The sequence below is a fragment of the Streptomyces sp. G7(2002) genome, assembly GCF_028870195.1.
GTDB classification, from domain to species: Bacteria; Actinomycetota; Actinomycetes; order Streptomycetales; family Streptomycetaceae; genus Streptomyces; species Streptomyces nigrescens.
Genome location: NZ_CP102609.1, coordinates 1,858,436 through 1,874,852, shown reverse-complemented (window position 1 = coordinate 1,874,852; position 16,417 = coordinate 1,858,436). Strand labels below are relative to the sequence as shown.

Sequence of the window (16,417 nt, the reverse complement as noted above, 5' to 3'; positions counted from 1 at the left end):
GGCACCCATCCGTCCGCGGATGTCCGTATTCCGGTCTGCGAGGCCCCAGCCGAGAGGCTGGCGCCACCACCGTAGCGCGCCCGGCGGGCGGCAGTTGACACGGTCAGCAGCCTGATGACGCGGGCGCTCAACTGCCCGCGTCGGCCCGGCCCCAGTCCTGGCCCGCGCGCTTCCACTCCTGGTCCCAGCGGCGGAAACGACGCACCATCAGCTGCCAGACGATCATCCGCCGGGCACCCTCGATCATCATGCCGACCCCGGCCGTGGTTCCCAGCCCGGCCAGCACCGCATGGGCCCCCGCCGTCCCGGTGTCCATCGGCCGCGGCACCACCCGGCCCCGGTCGTCCGTCCAGATCCGGAACCGCTCACCGGTCTCCACCGGACGGGGCGCGGCGAGCTGCCCGAGGTGCGCGCTGCCGTCCGGGGCCGTCCAGCGGCCGAGGACCCGGCGGTGCGCGTCGCGCTGCGAGGAGGTCTCGGGGTCGGGGTCGAGCGGGGCCCGCGAGATCAGCCGGTCGACCGTGACCCACACCAGATGCCGCTGCTGGTGCTGTATGCGTACGGTCTCCAGCAGTGCGCCCTGCGCGGACCGCCCGGTGAGCCAGCCCGCGGAGGTCGCCCCGAGGACGATCAGGAGGGCCGCGACGAGCGCCACCCAGGCCTCGAGCCGGTCGGTCCGGCGCCGCAGCGGGTTGCGCCGCCAGCGCCATACACCTCTCATCGCTCGCATCGTTGCCCCCTCTCCGTGTCCGTGAATACCGCATCAGGGGTGGTCCATGCGAGAGTTCTGCGAAGAGAGAGCAACATCACCGCGTACAAAGGGCATCTCCCGGACGTACGGAGCGCGTCCCCGGCCCGCTCGCGCCGCGCCTGCCGGGCCGGAGTCCTGCCCGGTCAGCGCAGCCGTACCGCCACCGTCACCACGGCGCCCGTCGCGCCCGTCCCCGCCCCGCCCGTGACCGCGAACCGGTCCGCCACCAGGCGCGCCAGCCACAGCCCGCGCCCCTTCGTCGCGCCGTCCAGGCCGGGCAGCAGCTCGGGGATCACCTCCTCGCTGAACCCGGGCCCCGCGTCGCTGATCCGGCACTCCAGCTCATCGCCCACCTGCCGCAGCTCCAGCCGTCCCGAGCCGCCCGCATGCTCCACGGCGTTCCCCGCGATCTCGTCCACCGCCAGCACGAATTCGCCGCGCCGTGGCTCGCACAGGCCCTCCCGGGCCGCGCACTCCTCGACCAGCAGCCGCAGTTGGGGCAGCAGCCGGGCGGTGAAGCGCCGCTGCAAAAGCGGGCGGCCGGACTCCTCCGCCGGCACCTCGGCCGGACCGGAGCTCACCACGGGCGCACCACCTCCGTCAGCACCAGCCGTGACACCGTCCCGGCACCCAGCCGCCGCAGCATCCGGCGCTGCCCGCGGTCGCAGCGCACCTCGATCAGCTCATGGCCCGCTGCGCCGCGGGCCAGGGTGAGCAGGCCGACGGCGCAGCCGACCGACAGGAAGTGCAGCCGGGTCAGATCGACGGTGAGCCGCCGGGCCGGTGCGGTCTGCGCCAGCGATATCTCCAGGGCTCTGCCGACCGCGGGCCGGTGCGTGGCGTCCGCCTCGCCGATGAAGTGCAGCGTCCCGTCCGGTCCGCGCGTCGACCGCAGGCTGCCCAGCCGCTCCAGGAGCACACGGGGATGGGCCCGTTCCATGGCCGTCAGCAGGGTGCGGTCGAACCGGCGGCGGTCGTAGGCACATATCTCGGTGTACGGGCGGCCGCTGAAGAGAGCGTGGGCGCCGGTCTCTCGGGCGGCCATCACCTGGACGTCCGCGCCGAGCGCGCGCACCCAGCCCATGTCGATGAAGGCCCGCAGGCCCGTATGGCCCTCGGCCGTCGCCCGGTCCGTCTCCGCGCGCAGCCGGCTCATCTGGCGCGCGGCGGTGAGCTCCGTGTCGGGCCGGATCACCTCGCGCATACTGCTCACCACCAACTGGCCGCGCTCGCGCGCCGGGACCGTGCTGCGGCTGGGGAAGTCGATCCGGGCCAGCACCTCGTCGGCCGGCACCCCGGGGCAGGGGAGGACCAGGACCTTCTCGCCGCGGGCCAGCCCGAGCCGTACGAACGCCGTGACGACCTCCCAGCGCACCTCGTCATCGCCGTAACTCACAAAGGCGTGGTCCCCGGGCCGCAGATGCTGGACAGGCAGGAGGCGGTCGCATCCGGTGTCCCTCGCAGCCATCGGCCCACAGCTCTCCGTCTTCCGCCGGCCTCTCCGCCGGCGTCGCCGGGCGCACACCGCGGAGAGGTGGTCACGCCGCGGCGGCCCGCCGGTCGCCTCGGACGCCCATGGCGCGGGGCGCGCGCCGGCCCGTCAGCCGAGTATCTCGAACGGGTCGCCGATCCGGATCGTGCCGGTCCCACGAGGTATCAGATTCTGGCCGAAGACCAGCCGGTCACCGAAGCGGCGATGGTGGGCGAGCGTCCGCAGCGGCTCCTTGCCGCGCTCGGCGGTGCGCTGGTCGGTTGTCGTGACCACGCAGCGTGCGCTGGGCTTGGCCACCGCGAAGTCCACCTCGCCGATGCGGACCCGGTGCCAGTCGTCTTCCGCCCAGGGCGCGGTGCCGTCCACCACCACATTGGGCCGGAAACGGTTCATGGGCAGCGGGCCCTCGTCGGGGTGGTCGCCCTGCGCGATGAGCGAGTTGAGGGCGTTCAGCGACGAGGTGGTCGTCAGCAGCAGCGGGAAGCCGTCGGCGAAGCTGACCGTCTCACCGGGTACGGAGTACGCCGGGTCGATGGGCCGGCGCTTCTCCGGGGCGTCGAGATACACCAGCCGGCACTCGGCGCCCAGATACCCGCTGAACCACTCGGCCGCCTCCGGGCCCGCGGGCACCGCTTCGACCTCGTCCTTCCAGACCTCGACCGGGACCGTCTCCGCGGGCCCGGGCACCGCGACCGTCAACGGCCGCCTCCCGGGCGCGGTGAGCCGGAGGGCACCGCCGGGCAGCCCCTCGGCGCGCGCCAACGCCAGGGTCGGCTGCTGTCGTTGGGTGACCTGCCTGCCCTCGGCATCCACCAGCAGCCAGCGTCGGTCCCCGGCGAGCCCCCACGGCTCCACTACCGCCTCGCCGGGACCGGACCCCGCAATGGATTTGACCGGGTAGAGATGGATCGACTGGAGCGCAGGATTGGGCATGTCTGCCATCCTGCCAGCCGCCTCGGACAGTTGACCGATCGCCCAGGTCAGTACCCGCGGGGGTACTGGCGGCCGTACGGATCGTCGTAGGGCGCGGGGCGGGGCGCGACCGGAGCGGCCGGGCGCATCGCCTCGTACCCCGTGCCCATGGGCGGGCGCTGGGGCTGCTGCTGTTGCGGGGACGGATAGCCGCGGACGCCCGCCTGCTGCGGGATGTACGGCGCCGGGGCCTGCTGCAGCGGGGCGACCGGCTGCGCGGCCGCTCCTGGGTAACCCTGCCCGGGCGAGGGGTGGGAAGGCGCGGCCGGAAGTGCCGGCAGCGCCGAGGGCAGCGCCGGCAAATAGGACGAGCCCGTGTCGTAAGGGGAGGGGTTCACCCGGATCGGGGCGATCTGCGGTGTGCCGCGTTCGGCGACGAGGCTGTCGTAGATCGGGGTGTCCGGGAAGGAAGGCGAAGCGTAGTAGCCGCCGCCGTAGGTAGAGCGGGGGGAGGTCATGCCTCATAAGTTAAGCCCACGATGTGCCGATTGGGGAGTCTGGAAAGAGGGTTGTTTTACGTGTTCGGAGTGGCCATGGAGCGCCAATGTGAGCGAACTTGCGGAAATCGGTCGCGATCGCCCGTAGGGATCCTGTAAAGACCTCGCTTCTCGCAGGTGAACAAGGGACGTTCGGAATCGGCCAAGTAGGTTGGGGGTGCCCCGACCTACGGGGTACGGCGGACGAGAGGAAGGCGCGGCGATGTCGATGCTCAAGGGCAGCAACGTTCCGGTCCCGGCCCCGGCGGTCCGGGTCGAACTGGGCTGGCAGGCGGCCCCGGGGGCACCCGACGTGGACGCCTCCGCCCTGCTGCTGGTGTCCGGAAAGGTCCGCGACGACGCAGACTTCGTCTTCTACAACCAGCCCGCGCACGCCTCCGGCGCCGTACGCCACGAAGGCAAGCGGCAGGCCGGCGGCGCGATGACCGACTGCCTCGCCGTCGATCTGGCCGCCGTCGAACCCGCCGTCGACAAGGTGGTGCTCGCCGCCTCCGCCGACGGCGGCAGCTTCGGCAGTGTCCCGGGGCTGCACATCCGGGTGCTGGACGCCGCGGGCGGTGCCGAGCTCGCCCGCTTCGACAGCCAGGACGCGGGCGCCGAGACCGCCTTCGTCCTCGGCGAGCTCTACCGGCGCCAGGGCGCCTGGAAGTTCCGTGCGGTGGGGCAGGGGTACGACACCGGGCTGGCCGGCCTGGCCACCGACTTCGGCATCAGCGTCGAGGAGCCGGCGGCGCCGCAGCCCCCGGCGCCCGCCCCGGCCCCCGCCGCGCCTGCCCCGGCTCCCACCGCGCCCGCCCCGGCCCCCGCCGCGCCCGCTCCGCCGCCCCCGGCCATGGCGCCCGCGCCTCCGATGGCACCGCCGCCCCCGGCGCCCGCGGCCCCCATGGCGCCGCCGCCGGCGGCCCCCGCGCCCCCGTTGCCGACGGGCCAGCCGGCGGCGTCCGTCCCGCCCCCGCCGGGGCAGCCCGCGCCCGCCCCCGCACCGCCGGCCGTTCGTCTGACGAAGGTCACCCTCACGAAGGACGCCCCGGCGGTCTCCCTGACGAAGCAGGGCGGCACCTCCGGCGCGATGCGGGTGAACCTCAACTGGAGCGCCGGATCGGCGGGCAAGCGGTTGGGCAAGAAACTTGGCCGAAAAGCGATGGAGGCCATGGGTGCCCGCGGGGCGCTGCTGCCGCCGTCCGGGGAGCTCGACCTCGATCTGTGCGCCCTCTACCAACTCACCGACGGCTCCGCCGGTGTGATCCATCCGCTGGGCAACAACTTCGGCGCCCTGCACGCCCCGCCGTACATCCAGCTCGACGGGGACGACCGCACCGGCGCCGTCGCGGCCGGTGAGAACATGACGATCAACCTCGACCACCAGGACCGCATCAAGCGCGTCCTGATCTTCGTCACCGTCTACGCCGGCGCCCGCAGCTTCGAGGGGCTGAGCGCGACCGTCACCCTCCAGCCCCAGCACGGCGCCCCGGTCGACTTCACGCTGGACGCCTGCACGGTGCCGTCCAACGTCTGCGCGCTGGCCATGATCACCAACACCGGCAGCGAACTCGTCGTCCAGCGCGAGGCCCGCTACCTCGTCCCCGACCCCGGTGTCAGCCCGCAGCGCACCGTCGACCAGGCCTACGGCTGGGGGCTGGACTGGTCACCGGCCCGCAAGTGAGCGGCGGCGCCGGGGGCGCGGCTCAGGGCGCCGGGTACGTCCGGCCCTTCCATGCCGCGCCGCGCCCCCGGTAGTGCTGCACCGCCGAGTCCACCGTCATCAGCAGATAGAGCAGCGCGGTGAAGGGCAGCAGCGGCGCCGCCCACAGCGGCTGCCCGTAGTAGCGCAGCATCGGCAGATACGTCCCGCACATCAGCGCCCAGGCGGCCCCGCCCGACGCCGCGAGCGCCGGACCGCTGCCGGCCAGTCCGGCCACCAGCGCGACGGGCGGCACCAGATAGACCAGGGCGAGACCGAGGACCGTGCCGAGCAGCAGCAGTGGCCGGTGCCGGAGTTGGGCGTACGCGCTGCGCGAGACCATCTGCCACAGCTCTGCCGGCCGCGGATACGGCCGCACGCTGTCCACCCGGTCCGCCAGCCCCAGCCAGATCCGCCCGCCGCCGCGCTTGACCGCCCGCGCCAGCGCCACATCGTCGATCACCGCGTGCCGGATCGCCTCCGGGATGCCCGCCCGCTCGGCGGCCTCCGCGCGCAGCAGCACACAGCCGCCGGCCGCCGCCGCGGTCCGCGCCCCGTGCCGGTTGACCCGGCGGAACGGGTACAGCTGCCCGAAGAAGTAGACGAACGCCGGCACGATCAGCCGCTCCCAGAACGTCACCACCCGCAGCCGCGCCATCTGTGAGACCAGGTCCAGCCGCGCCGACCGGGCCGCCGCCACCAACTCCCGCAGACTGTCCGGGTCGTGCGCGATATCCGCGTCGGTCAGCAGCAGGTACTCGGGCGCGACGCGCTCCCGCGCCAGTGCCATCCCGTGCCGTACCGCCCACAGCTTCCCCGTCCACCCCGGCTCGGGCTCGCCGGGCGAGGACACCGTCAGCGGCAGCCCGCCCCGCGCGGCCGCCAGTCGCCGGGCCAGCGCGCCGGTCCCGTCTGTACTGCCGTCGTCGACGAGGAACACCTCGGCCCGGCCCGGGTACTTCTGCCCGAGCAGCGACGGCAGGCTGTCCGGCAGCACCGCGGCCTCGTCCCGCGCCGGGACGACCACCGCGACCGACGGCCAGCGCTCCGGATCCCGGCGTTCCGGCAGCCGGACGTCCGTCCGCCAGAAGAAGCCCTGACCCAGCAGCAGCCACACCCAGGCCAGCAGGGACCCGGCACCGATCCACTCCATCGCTCCCACGGCCGCAGTCTGCCGCACCGCACTCGTCGCGCGGCGGCGCTCGACACGGTGTCGGAACGGGGCGGCGGGGGAGGGACGGGGCCGGGAGGGCGGCCACCGGGGGCACTCGCCCGTTCCGCCCGGTATGACAAGCCGGACGGGCGGCTGAGTAAAGTGTCCGCGTGAAGATCGCGCTGATGGACTCCGGGACCGGGCTGCTCGCGGCGGCCGCCGCGATGCGGCGACTGCGGCCGGACGCCGATCTGGTCCTCTCCTCCGACCCCGACGGGATGCCCTGGGGCCCCCGCACCCCCGACGATGTCACCGCACACGCCCTGGCCGTGGCCCGCTCGGCGGCCGCGCACCGCCCCGACGCCCTGATCGTCGCCTGCAACACCGCGTCCGTGCATGCCCTGCCAGCCCTCCGCGCCGAACTGGAACCGCAGATCCCGGTCATCGGCACCGTCCCGGCGATCAAGCCCGCCGCGGCCGGCGGCGGTCCCGTCGCCATCTGGGCGACCCCCGCCACCACCGGCAGCCCCTACCAGCGGGATCTGATCGACCGGTTCGGACGCGGTGCGGACGTCACCGGTGTGCCCTGCCCGGGGCTCGCCGACGCGGTCCAGGCCGCCGACGAGGCCGCGATCGACGCCGCCATCGCGGCCGCCGCCCATCTCACCCCACGGGACGTGCGGACCGTGGTCCTGGGCTGCACCCATTACGAGCTGGTCGCCGAGCGCATCCGCGCCGCCCTCCAGCAGCCGGGCGCCCCCGCGCTGGTCCTGCACGGTTCGGCCGAGGCGGTCGCCGCCCAGGCGCTGCGCCGCATCGGTGCCGAGCCGGCCCCGGCGGCCGCTCCGACCGGCGCCCTCAGCGTGATCCTCAGCGGCCGCCCCGCCGGACTGCCGGCCGAGGCGCTCGCCTACGCGGAGGGCCGGCTGCTCGCCCGGAGCCGTACGGACCTCGCGCCCGGGGCCGCGGTACCGGCCGCCCCCGCGGCCGACGGGGCCACCGCGGCGGCCCCCCGCTGACGTCACCCATGACGTCGCCCGTAGCGCAACCCGGGCCGGAACGGGGCCGTCCGAAGCACTGCCATGGTGTGCAAAGACGCGTACGCTGCGTTTCATGAGGGACCACCCCCACGAGGGGGCAGCAGCCCCCGGACACCACAGCAGTACCGACGGCGCCGACAGCGGAGCGCGCCCCGCCGGCGGCTCCCATGCCGAGATCCCCGAGGTCTGGCACGGCAGCGCCACCAACCGCATCCAGTGGCTGCTGGCCGGGATCGGCGCGGCCTGTCTGGCGCTGGGCATCCTGCTCGCCGTCGAGAGCAACTGGACCTCGGGGCGTGCGCCCCTGGTGATGTCGGTGGTCGGCTGTGTCGCGGCCGGTCTGCTGGTGCTCTTCGGCACGCTCGCCTTCGTCCATGTCGCGGTACGCGTCGACAAGGACTGCCTGGAAGTGCGGTGCGGCCATATAGGGGTACCGCGCCGCCGCATCCCGCTCGACACCGTCGTCGGCGCCGATTTCACCCCCCAGGTCACCCCCCGCCACTGGGGCGGCTGGGGCTACCGCTGGCGCCCCGAGCAGGGCACGGCCGTGGTCGTCCGCCGGGGTGAGGGCGTGGTGCTCCAGCTCGGCGACGGGATGACCTTCACCGTCACCGTCGATGACGCCGAGGGCGCCGTCCGGGCGATCCGGGGCCGGCTCCGGCCGCGTGAGGGGACCCCGGCGGGCACCTGAGTGCCGCGCCGACGGGTGGGCAGCGCACGTGCGCTGCGGGCCGTGGAGGACCGGGGACGTCCCGTAGGGTCGGACCATGGCAACCCCCGACTTCATTCGTGATCTCCGGAACTCCATCGGCCGGCAGCTCCTCTGGCTGCCGGGGGTGAGCGCGGTCGTCTTCGACGGCCAGGGCCGTGTCCTGCTGGGCAAGCGGGTCGACACCGGCGGCTGGTCGGTGATCGGGGGCATCCCCGAGCCCGGTGAGCAGCCCGCCGAGACCGCGGTGCGGGAGGTCTACGAGGAGACCGCCGTCCGGGTCGTTCCCGAGGGCATCGTCCTCGTCGAGACCATGCCGCCCACCCACTACCCCAACGGCGATGTCTGCCAGTTCATGGACGTGACGCTGCGCTGCCGGGCGGTCGGCGGTGAGGCGCGGGTCAATGACGACGAGTCGCTGGAGGTGGGCTGGTTCGCCGTGGACGCCCTGCCGGAGCTGGAGGAGTACGCGCTGACCCGGATCAAGCGGGCGATGGAGGCCGGGCCGGCGTGGTTCCACGGGATGGAGGAGGAGCGGCCGGGCCGGCACCCGGAAGCCTGAGCCCCCGGCCGTCGTCTCCGGGGGTTCAGGCCGTCGGGCGACGGGCTACAGCTCCTCCGTCGACGGCTCGTCCAGCGGGTCGGACGACTCGTCGGGAAGCGGCGGCAGCTGGGAACCGTCCGGGGAACCGGGCTCCTCGGTGCTGCCGGGCGGCTCCTCCGTGTGCATCTCCCGCTTGTCCTTGCGGCAGGTCGTGATCCAGGTGCCGGTGGGGCCGCTCTCGTACTGGCAGAACCAGCCCCGTACGGAGAGCGTGCCCCGGTCGTCCTGTGCCTCCCGCGGCGCGCGCAGAAAGAACTCGGACATCACCTGACGGGCCTCCGCGCAGCCCACCGTGCCGCCGGCCCCGGGATCGGCGAAGAGGGTGACGTCTCCTTCCGCGCCCAGCGCGTCGGCGAGCTCACCGCAGTCCACCGGCTGCCCGGGGACGGTGGGGGAGGCGGAGCCCGGCCCACCGTCCGGGCCGGCGCCCGTGGGGGAGGACCTCGCGGCCGTCGTGTCCTTGCCGCCGTCCGCGTCCCCGCAGCCCGCGGCGGCCAGCGCGAACAGCACGGTCGGCACGGCGATGAGCCTCCGCATGTCGGCCTCCCTTGTGGCGGGGCGGTGCGCAGACGGCACGCTGACGAGGCTAGGAGCCCGCCGGGCGCCGTGCGATCCGGGACGGCCGGTCGGGTGAAGGGCACGCGCCGTGGACCGGTGCGCGGAAGGCGCCAGGGCCCCGGCCGCCGGCGCACCGCCCGGCAGGTGCCGCCGCCACACCCGGCCCGCGAAGTGTGGTGCCGCACCACATCGGTGCCGGCCCGGTCGCTGCCTAGGGTGCGGACATGACCGTGATCGGCACCCCAGGCCCGGTATCCCTCGACCTCGACGGCCGTACCGCTCTCGTCACCGGCGCGGCCGGTGGCATCGGACGCGCCTGCGCGCTGCGGCTGGCCGCGGCCGGCGCCACGGTGCGCGCGGTCGACCGGGACACCGACGGCCTGACCCGCCTCGTGACGGATCACCCGAACGGCGCCCCCGGCCGCATCGAACCGTGCCCGCTGGATCTGACCGATCTGGACGCCGCCGAGCGGGCCGCGGCCGGCACCGATCTGCTCGTCAACAACGCGGGCCTCCAGCTCGTCCGGCCCATCGAGGAGTTCCCGCCCGAGGTCTTCCACCAGGTGCTGACCGTGATGCTGGAGGCGCCCTTCCGGCTGCTGCGGGGTGCGCTGCCCCATATGTACGCACAGGGCTGGGGCCGCGTCATCAACATCTCCTCCGTGCACGGACTGCGGGCGTCCCCCTACAAGTCCGCGTATGTCGCCGCCAAGCACGGCCTGGAAGGGCTGTCCAAGACCGCGGCCCTGGAGGGCGCCCCGCACGGCGTGACCAGCAACTGCGTCAATCCCGGATATGTCCGCACACCCCTCGTCGAACGGCAGATCGCCGACCAGGCCGCCGCACACGGCATCCCCGAGGAGCGCGTACTGGCCGACATCCTGCTCGCCGACTCCGCCCTGAAGCGGCTGCTCGAACCGGCGGAGGTCGCCGAGGCCGTCGCGTATCTCTGCACCCCGCAGGCGTCCTTCGTGACGGGCACCTCGCTCGCCCTGGACGGGGGCTGGACCGCGCACTGAGCGGCACCGGTCCGTACCCGGGCGGCGGGAGGCTGGCGCACCGCGACGACCCGGAGGTATCCCTGTGACCATGCCCACCGAACAGCCGACGCCCGAGCCGGGTCCCGGGGCCGGGAACACCCCGCGACCGGTGCCCGTTCCGTACGCCCCGGAGGGCACCCTGGCCGGCGATCCCGCCCACGACCCGGCCGAGGCACCGTTCCTCGGGCTGCTGGCCACCGGTGCCGCGGCCGAAGAGTACGAGCGCCCGGTGCTGCGCGCCCGCGCCGGGGGTGCCGCCGCCGGCCGGCTCGCCGCCCTGGAGCGGGCCAAGCTCCTCGCGCTGCGGGTGCGCGCCGAACTGGAGGACCGCCGGCGGCGCGAGGCCGAGCTGTCCGCCCTCTACGCCACCGCGCACGACCTGGCCGGGCTGCGGGACCTCGACGCGGTGCTGCGCGCGATCGTGCGCCGGGCCCGCTCCCTACTGGGCACCGAGGTCGCCTACCTCACCCTCAACGACCCGTCCGCCGGTGACACCTATATGCGGGTCACCGACGGCTCGGTCTCGGCACGCTTCCAGCAGCTGCGGCTCGGCATGGGCGAGGGCCTGGGCGGACTGGTCGCACAGACCGCCCGCCCGTACGTCACCGACAGCTACTTCCACGACGAGCGGTTCCGGCACACGCACACCATCGACTCCGGCGTCCAGGACGAGGGGCTGGTGGCGATACTCGGGGTGCCGCTGATGCTCGGCAGCGGTGTGATCGGGGTGCTGTTCGCCGCCGACCGGCGCGAGCGGGTCTTCGAACACGGCCAGATCGCGCTGCTCGCCGCCCATGCGGCGCATGCCGCCGTCGCCATCGACACCGCCAACCTCCTTGCCGAGACCCGTAAGACACTCACCGAACTGGAGGCCGCGAACGAGATCATCCGTGACCGCAGCGCGGTCATCGAGCGCGCCTCGGACGTCCATGACCGGCTGACCGAACTGGTGCTGCGCGGCGGCGGGGTCCAGGACGTCGCCGGGGCGGTGGCGGAAGTCCTGCACGGCGAGGTCGAGTTCACCGAGCCCGGCGGGGCACCGGCCGAGGCACTGGACCGCTCGCGCGCCGACGGGCACGCCGTACGGGACGGCGCGGACTGGGTCGCGGCGGTCGGGGCGGGCGGCGAGGTGCTGGGCGCGCTCGTGCTGCGGGGCCATCCGGCCCTCGACCCGGTCGACCAGCGGACCCTGGAGCGGGCCGCCATGGTCACCTCGCTGCTCCTGCTCGCCCGGCGGACCGCCGGCGAGGCCGAACAGCGGGTGCGCGGTGAGCTGTTGGACGACCTGCTGAACGCGGCGGACCGCGACCCCCGGCTGCTCCGGGAACGCGCCGCCCGGGTCGGCGCGGACCTGGACGCGCCGCATGTCGTCCTGGCCGCCCGGACCGACGGGCCGCGGCCGGACGACGCGCACTCCCACGGCACCGACCGCCACCGGCTCCGGTCGGCGGCCTCCCATCTCGCCGCCACCCGCCGGGGCCTGGCCGCCGTACGGGACGGTGGCGCCGTCCTGCTGCTGCCGCTCGGCCCCGACGACGACCCGGCACACACCGCCCGCGAGACCGCCGCCCGGCTCGGTGCCGCGCTGCACCTGCCGGTCACGGTGGGCGCCTCGGCTCCGGTCCCGGCGCCCGCCGCCCGCCCCGCGGCGGTCGCGGACGCCTACGCGGAGGCCCGACGCTGCCGGGAGGCACTGGGGGCGCTGGGCCGGGCCGGCCAGGGGGCGGCCGCCGCCGACTTCGGCTTCCTCGGGCTGCTGCTGGCCGACACCCGCGATGTGGACGGCTTCGTCCACCGCACGCTCGGCGCGGTCACCGACTACGACGCCCGCCGCGGTACGGAACTGCTGCGGACCCTCGGTGCCTACTTCGCCTGCGGTATGAGCCCGGCCCGCACCAAGGACGCGCTGCACGTCCATGTGAACACCGTCGCGCAGCGCCTGGACCGGGTGAGCCGGCTGCTGGGCCCCGACTGGCAGACCCCGGCACGCGCCCTGGAGATCCAGCTGGCGCTGCGGCTGCACCAGCTCTCCTCCGGCGTGGCGGGCGATACCGGCGCGTAGCGGGGGGCGTCGACCGGCACCGGGCTCACGGGCGGTCCGTACCGATGGCCGCCTCCGGGTGCGCGCCGTCGCGACCTGCGGCAGCGTGGTGCCGAAGCTTCCCCCCTTCCCACCGGACAGAGGAGTGCGACATGGGTGACAAAGGTGCCATGGACAAGATGAAGGGCAAGGCCAAGCAGAAGGCCGGCAAGATCACGGGCAACGAGCGGCTGAAGGGCGAAGGCCGTGCGGACGAGGCCAAGGGCAGGTCCAAGGGCGCGATGAGCGACGCCAAGGAGAACCTCCAGGGGATGAAGGACTCCCTGAAGGGCAAGAGCCGCTCCTGACGCCCGGCGGGGGCGTGGCGGACCTGTGCCCCGTCTCCCGGAGCGTCCCCGGGCCCGCCACGCCCCCGCCGTACATCAGGTGGTTCAGGCCCCTCCGGACGGTACGGCCGATGACGCCCCGCCGTCCGGACCGGCCGTGCGGCCCTCGCCGGCCACCGCGTTCCCCTCCACCGCGTTCCCGTCCACCGCGGTGAGATCCCGGCTGCGGGTCTCCCGCGCGACCCCCACCGCGAGCAGCGTCAGCAGCGCGGCGGCGATGACGTACAGGGCGATCGGCGTCGGGCTGTCGTAGTCGGCGAGCAGCGCGGTTGCGATCAGCGGGGCGGGCGCACCGGCCGCGACCGAGGAGAACTGGGCACCGATCGAGGCGCCCGAGTACCGCATCCGGGTCGCGAACATCTCCGCGAAGAAGGCCGCCTGCGGCGCGTACATCGCACCGTGGAAGACCAGGCCGACGCTCACCGCGAGCAGCAGCGGCCCGAAGTGGTGGGAGTCCACCAGCGCGAAGAACGGGAACGCCCAGACGCCGACACCGGCCGCGCCGAGCAGATAGACCGGCCGGCGCCCGATCCGGTCCGAGAGCGCGCCCCAGGCGGGGATCACCGCGAAGTGCAGCGCCGAGGCGATCAGTACGGCGTTCAGGGCGGTCTGCTGCGACAGCCCGGTGTGCGAGGTCGCGTACACGAGCACGAACGCCGTGATCACGTAGTACGAGATGTTCTCGGCCATCCGCGCCCCCATCGCGATCAGCACATCCCGCCAGTGGTGCCTGAGCACCGCCACCAACGGCATCCTCTCCAGCGCGGCACCCTCCGCCCGCCGGGCCTCGGCACGCGCCAACGCGGCCCGGAACACCGGTGATTCGTCCACCGAGAGCCGCACCCACAGCCCCACGATCACCAGCACGCCCGAGAGCAGGAACGGCACCCGCCAGCCCCAGGACGTGAACGCAGCGTCCGACAGCAGCGCCGTCATCACCGACAGCACCCCGGTGGCCAGCAACTGCCCTGCGGGTGCTCCGGTTTGTGGCCAGGACGCCCAGAACCCGCGCCGCCGGGCGTCCCCGTGCTCCGACACCAGCAGCACCGCGCCGCCCCACTCACCGCCCAGCGCGAACCCCTGGACCAGCCGCAGCGCGGTCAGCAGCACCGGCGCCGCCGTGCCGACCGTCGCATGGGTCGGCAGCAGCCCGATCGCGAAGGTCGCCCCGCCCATCAGCAGCAGGCTCAGCACCAGCAGCTTCTTGCGCCCCAGCCGGTCCCCGTAATGCCCGAAGACCAGCGCCCCGAGGGGCCGCGCGGCAAAGCCCACCGCGTACGTCAGAAACGACAGCAGGGTCCCGACGAGCGGATCGGACCCGGGGAAGAACAGCTTGTTGAACACCAGCGCGGCGGCGGACCCGTAGAGGAAGAAGTCGTACCACTCGACGGTCGTGCCGATCAGGCTCGCGGCGACGATGCGCCTGAGGTTCGCGGACGCGGGCGGGGAGGTTGCGGGGGCGGCCATGGTCACCACTTCCGGGCGGCTACGCGGACGTTGACGTATCGCCACACCGTAGAAATGCCCAGGTCAGGCGCACATGTGGTGGGACACCACACTTCGGGGCCGCACCATGCGGGCGGGCACCATGACGGGGCCGAGGGGGACACACGGCCCGGTCACGAGCGGAAGCGTGTCAAGAGGCCCTGGCTCATGCCGGCCATATGCGGGCGCCCGGAGGGGCAAGGCAACCGCCTTACTCTCCACGGCCTCTCCCTGGGCGACTTTGTTCGATCGTCAATGGAGGACTGATGAGCAAAGCGAGAACCCGCCGCGGCACCTTGGCGGGCGCGGTCCTGGTGGGGGCGGCGCTGGTGGGGTCGTCCGCCCCGCCCGCCGCCGCGGTCGTCGGGGGAGACCGGGCCGAGATCAAGAAGTATCCGTGGACGGTCGCTCTGACGTCGCGGGACGTGAAGGACCCGGACTGCGCGGGCACCCTCGTCGCGCCGCGCAAGGTGCTGACGGCGTCCCACTGCGTGAGCCCGGCCACCGTCGACGGCGTGCGTGTGGTGGGCGGACGGGAGGATCTGCGGGACACCCGCAAGGGCACCGTGCGCAAGGTGGCGAAGCTGTGGATCCACCCCAAGGCCGACACCGAAGGGAACGGCGCCACCTACGCGCACGACCTCGCCGTCCTCACCCTCAACGCCCCCATGCCGTACCGGACCCTGCCGCTCGCCACCCCGGCGCAGCAGAAGCTGTACGAGGAAGGCACGCCCAACAGGGTCCTGGGGTGGGGCTCCACCACGGGCCGCGACGATGACCTCCGGGTGCCGCCGCTGCAGACCGCACTGATACCCAACCGGGGCGACGAGCAGTGCATCACGGCGTATGGCACCCGCCGGTACCAGAAGTCCTACACGATGTGCCTCGGCTACCCGGCGGGCGGTGTCAGCGCATGTTCCGGGGACAGCGGGGGGCCGGTCGTGGTGCGGGGGCGGCTGGTCGGTGTCATCAGCGGCGGCGGCAGTTGTACCAGCCGCCTCTACCCGGGCGTCGCCGTGAAGGCGGCCTCCTACTACCCGCTCCTCCAGAGCCGGATCGCCGGATGAGCGGGCAGGGGAGCATCCACATGGCGCGACACAAGTACCTGCGGTGGGCGGTCCTGGCAGGGCTCATGGTGCTCGTCGGGGCCGGCTTCGCCGTGCTGCCGGCGCACCCCGCCCAGGCCGTCATCGGCGGACAGAAATCCAGTACGGCAGCCGCGCCGTGGACCGTCACGATCAACCTGTGGCGGCAGACCGACACCTATCCGCGCTCGGGGCAGTTCTGCGGCGGCACCCTGGTCACTCCGAGGAAGGTCGTCACCGCCGCCCACTGCGTCGTCGACGAGGCCCCCACCGATCTGGGGGTGGTCGCGGGCCGTACCGACCTGCGCCGCCACGAAGGCCGGATGCGCAAGGTGACCAAGGCCTGGATCCATCCGCGATTCGGCCGCCACCTGGAGAACGACGTCGCCGTCCTCACGCTCGACAAGCCGATGCCACCGCAGTACACCCCGCTGCCCGTGGCCACCGCTGCCGACACCGGTCCGTACCGCCCCGGCACCCGTGCCCGGGTCCATGGCTGGGGTCTGCTGGACAACGAGGGCCGTGAGGCGAATGTGCTCCGGTCGGCGAACCTGCGGGTCCTGGCCGACCGGACATGTCAACGGCTCAACCCCTGGGGCGACATCGACCCCAAAATGCACGTCTGCGCCAACGATCCGGTCACCGGCGCCCACCATGCCGAAGGCGACAGCGGCGGCCCGCTCGTCGCCGGCGGCAAGCTGATCGGGATCGTCAGCTGGCTGGCCGGCGGCAACGCCACCACCCCCACGACCGGCGTCTACACCCGGGTCGCGGCCTTCTCCCGCGAGATCGGCCGGCAGCTCGGGTAAGGATGCGTGGTGAGCGGGGCGGCCGGACGGCCGGCCCGCTCACCACTCCGCCGGAGGAACGCCCGCGCCCGGGAAAGCGCTGACGAGATCAGCCGGTTCCCCGTCAGCCGGGTC

General features: G+C 73.9%; 17 protein-coding genes. 9 read left to right on the top strand and 8 right to left on the bottom strand.

Annotated features, from left to right (window positions below):
- Positions 1-127: 127 nt before the first annotated feature.
- From NUT86_RS07265 to NUT86_RS07245, 5 genes are all read right to left on the bottom strand, one after another.
- Positions 128-721 carry an Rv1733c family protein gene (locus NUT86_RS07265; protein WP_148591700.1) on the bottom strand — a complete coding sequence of 198 codons (594 nt, stop codon included), beginning with the start codon at positions 719-721 and terminating at the stop codon, positions 128-130.
- Between the two features lie 173 nt (positions 722-894).
- Positions 895-1,335, bottom strand: a complete 441-nt coding sequence (locus NUT86_RS07260; protein WP_018090825.1) for an ATP-binding protein — start codon at positions 1,333-1,335, stop codon at positions 895-897.
- Positions 1,329-2,219: an MEDS domain-containing protein gene (locus NUT86_RS07255; RefSeq protein ID WP_274734215.1), complete on the bottom strand. Its 891-nt coding sequence runs from the start codon at positions 2,217-2,219 to the stop codon at positions 1,329-1,331. Before NUT86_RS07255 ends, NUT86_RS07260 begins: the two co-directional genes overlap by 7 nt.
- Before the next feature lie 132 nt (positions 2,220-2,351).
- Positions 2,352-3,176, bottom strand: a complete 825-nt coding sequence (locus NUT86_RS07250; RefSeq protein ID WP_018090823.1) for an MOSC domain-containing protein — start codon at positions 3,174-3,176, stop codon at positions 2,352-2,354.
- A gap of 47 nt (positions 3,177-3,223) precedes the next feature.
- Positions 3,224-3,673, bottom strand: a complete 450-nt coding sequence (locus tag NUT86_RS07245; RefSeq protein WP_018090822.1) for a DUF6643 family protein — start codon at positions 3,671-3,673, stop codon at positions 3,224-3,226.
- Positions 3,674-3,914: 241 nt separating this feature from the next.
- On the opposite strand from NUT86_RS07245, the gene NUT86_RS07240 reads away from it, so the two are divergent.
- A complete protein-coding gene (locus NUT86_RS07240) occupies positions 3,915-5,375 on the top strand; it encodes a TerD family protein (RefSeq protein ID WP_274734214.1) in 1,461 nt (486 codons plus the stop codon).
- Between the two features lie 22 nt (positions 5,376-5,397).
- Here the strand turns inward: NUT86_RS07240 and NUT86_RS07235 are convergent, their stop codons facing one another.
- Positions 5,398-6,546: a glycosyltransferase gene (locus tag NUT86_RS07235; RefSeq protein WP_274740398.1), complete on the bottom strand. Its 1,149-nt coding sequence runs from the start codon at positions 6,544-6,546 to the stop codon at positions 5,398-5,400.
- A 170-nt stretch (positions 6,547-6,716) separates the two neighbouring features.
- Between NUT86_RS07235 and NUT86_RS07230 the strand changes: the two genes are divergently transcribed.
- The 3 genes from NUT86_RS07230 (at position 6,717) to NUT86_RS07220 (ending at position 8,857) form a co-directional block, all read left to right on the top strand.
- Positions 6,717-7,565 carry a glutamate racemase gene (locus NUT86_RS07230; RefSeq protein WP_018090819.1) on the top strand — a complete coding sequence of 283 codons (849 nt, stop codon included), beginning with the start codon at positions 6,717-6,719 and terminating at the stop codon, positions 7,563-7,565.
- Positions 7,566-7,659: 94 nt separating this feature from the next.
- Positions 7,660-8,277, top strand: coding sequence for a hypothetical protein (locus tag NUT86_RS07225; RefSeq protein ID WP_018090818.1), 618 nt, complete (start codon positions 7,660-7,662; stop codon positions 8,275-8,277).
- Positions 8,278-8,353: 76 nt separating this feature from the next.
- On the top strand, positions 8,354-8,857 hold the full coding sequence (locus NUT86_RS07220) for an NUDIX hydrolase (protein ID WP_274734213.1): 504 nt from the start codon (positions 8,354-8,356) through the stop codon (positions 8,855-8,857).
- Positions 8,858-8,902: 45 nt separating this feature from the next.
- Here the strand turns inward: NUT86_RS07220 and NUT86_RS07215 are convergent, their stop codons facing one another.
- Positions 8,903-9,436: a hypothetical protein gene (locus NUT86_RS07215; protein ID WP_159489590.1), complete on the bottom strand. Its 534-nt coding sequence runs from the start codon at positions 9,434-9,436 to the stop codon at positions 8,903-8,905.
- A 245-nt stretch (positions 9,437-9,681) separates the two neighbouring features.
- Here NUT86_RS07215 and NUT86_RS07210 point away from each other — a divergent pair, with 245 nt between their 5' ends.
- From NUT86_RS07210 to NUT86_RS07200, 3 genes are all read left to right on the top strand, one after another.
- Positions 9,682-10,476 carry a 3-hydroxybutyrate dehydrogenase gene (locus tag NUT86_RS07210; protein ID WP_266449076.1) on the top strand — a complete coding sequence of 265 codons (795 nt, stop codon included), beginning with the start codon at positions 9,682-9,684 and terminating at the stop codon, positions 10,474-10,476.
- A 64-nt stretch (positions 10,477-10,540) separates the two neighbouring features.
- Positions 10,541-12,559: a helix-turn-helix domain-containing protein gene (locus tag NUT86_RS07205; RefSeq protein WP_381285341.1), complete on the top strand. Its 2,019-nt coding sequence runs from the start codon at positions 10,541-10,543 to the stop codon at positions 12,557-12,559.
- Positions 12,560-12,690: 131 nt separating this feature from the next.
- Positions 12,691-12,885: a CsbD family protein gene (locus tag NUT86_RS07200; RefSeq protein WP_018090813.1), complete on the top strand. Its 195-nt coding sequence runs from the start codon at positions 12,691-12,693 to the stop codon at positions 12,883-12,885.
- 84 nt (positions 12,886-12,969) lie between these two features.
- On the opposite strand, the gene NUT86_RS07195 is transcribed toward NUT86_RS07200, so the two are convergent.
- Positions 12,970-14,391 (bottom strand): MFS transporter, encoded by a 1,422-nt coding sequence (locus NUT86_RS07195; RefSeq protein WP_274734211.1) that lies wholly within the window; start codon positions 14,389-14,391, stop codon positions 12,970-12,972.
- Between the two features lie 284 nt (positions 14,392-14,675).
- Between NUT86_RS07195 and NUT86_RS07190 the strand changes: the two genes are divergently transcribed.
- Positions 14,676-15,476, top strand: a complete 801-nt coding sequence (locus tag NUT86_RS07190; RefSeq protein WP_159489586.1) for a S1 family peptidase — start codon at positions 14,676-14,678, stop codon at positions 15,474-15,476.
- A gap of 20 nt (positions 15,477-15,496) precedes the next feature.
- The gene (locus NUT86_RS07185) at positions 15,497-16,303 is read left to right on the top strand and encodes a S1 family peptidase (RefSeq protein WP_159489584.1); all 807 of its coding nucleotides are present in this window, start codon (positions 15,497-15,499) and stop codon (positions 16,301-16,303) included.
- Positions 16,304-16,417 lie beyond the last annotated feature (114 nt).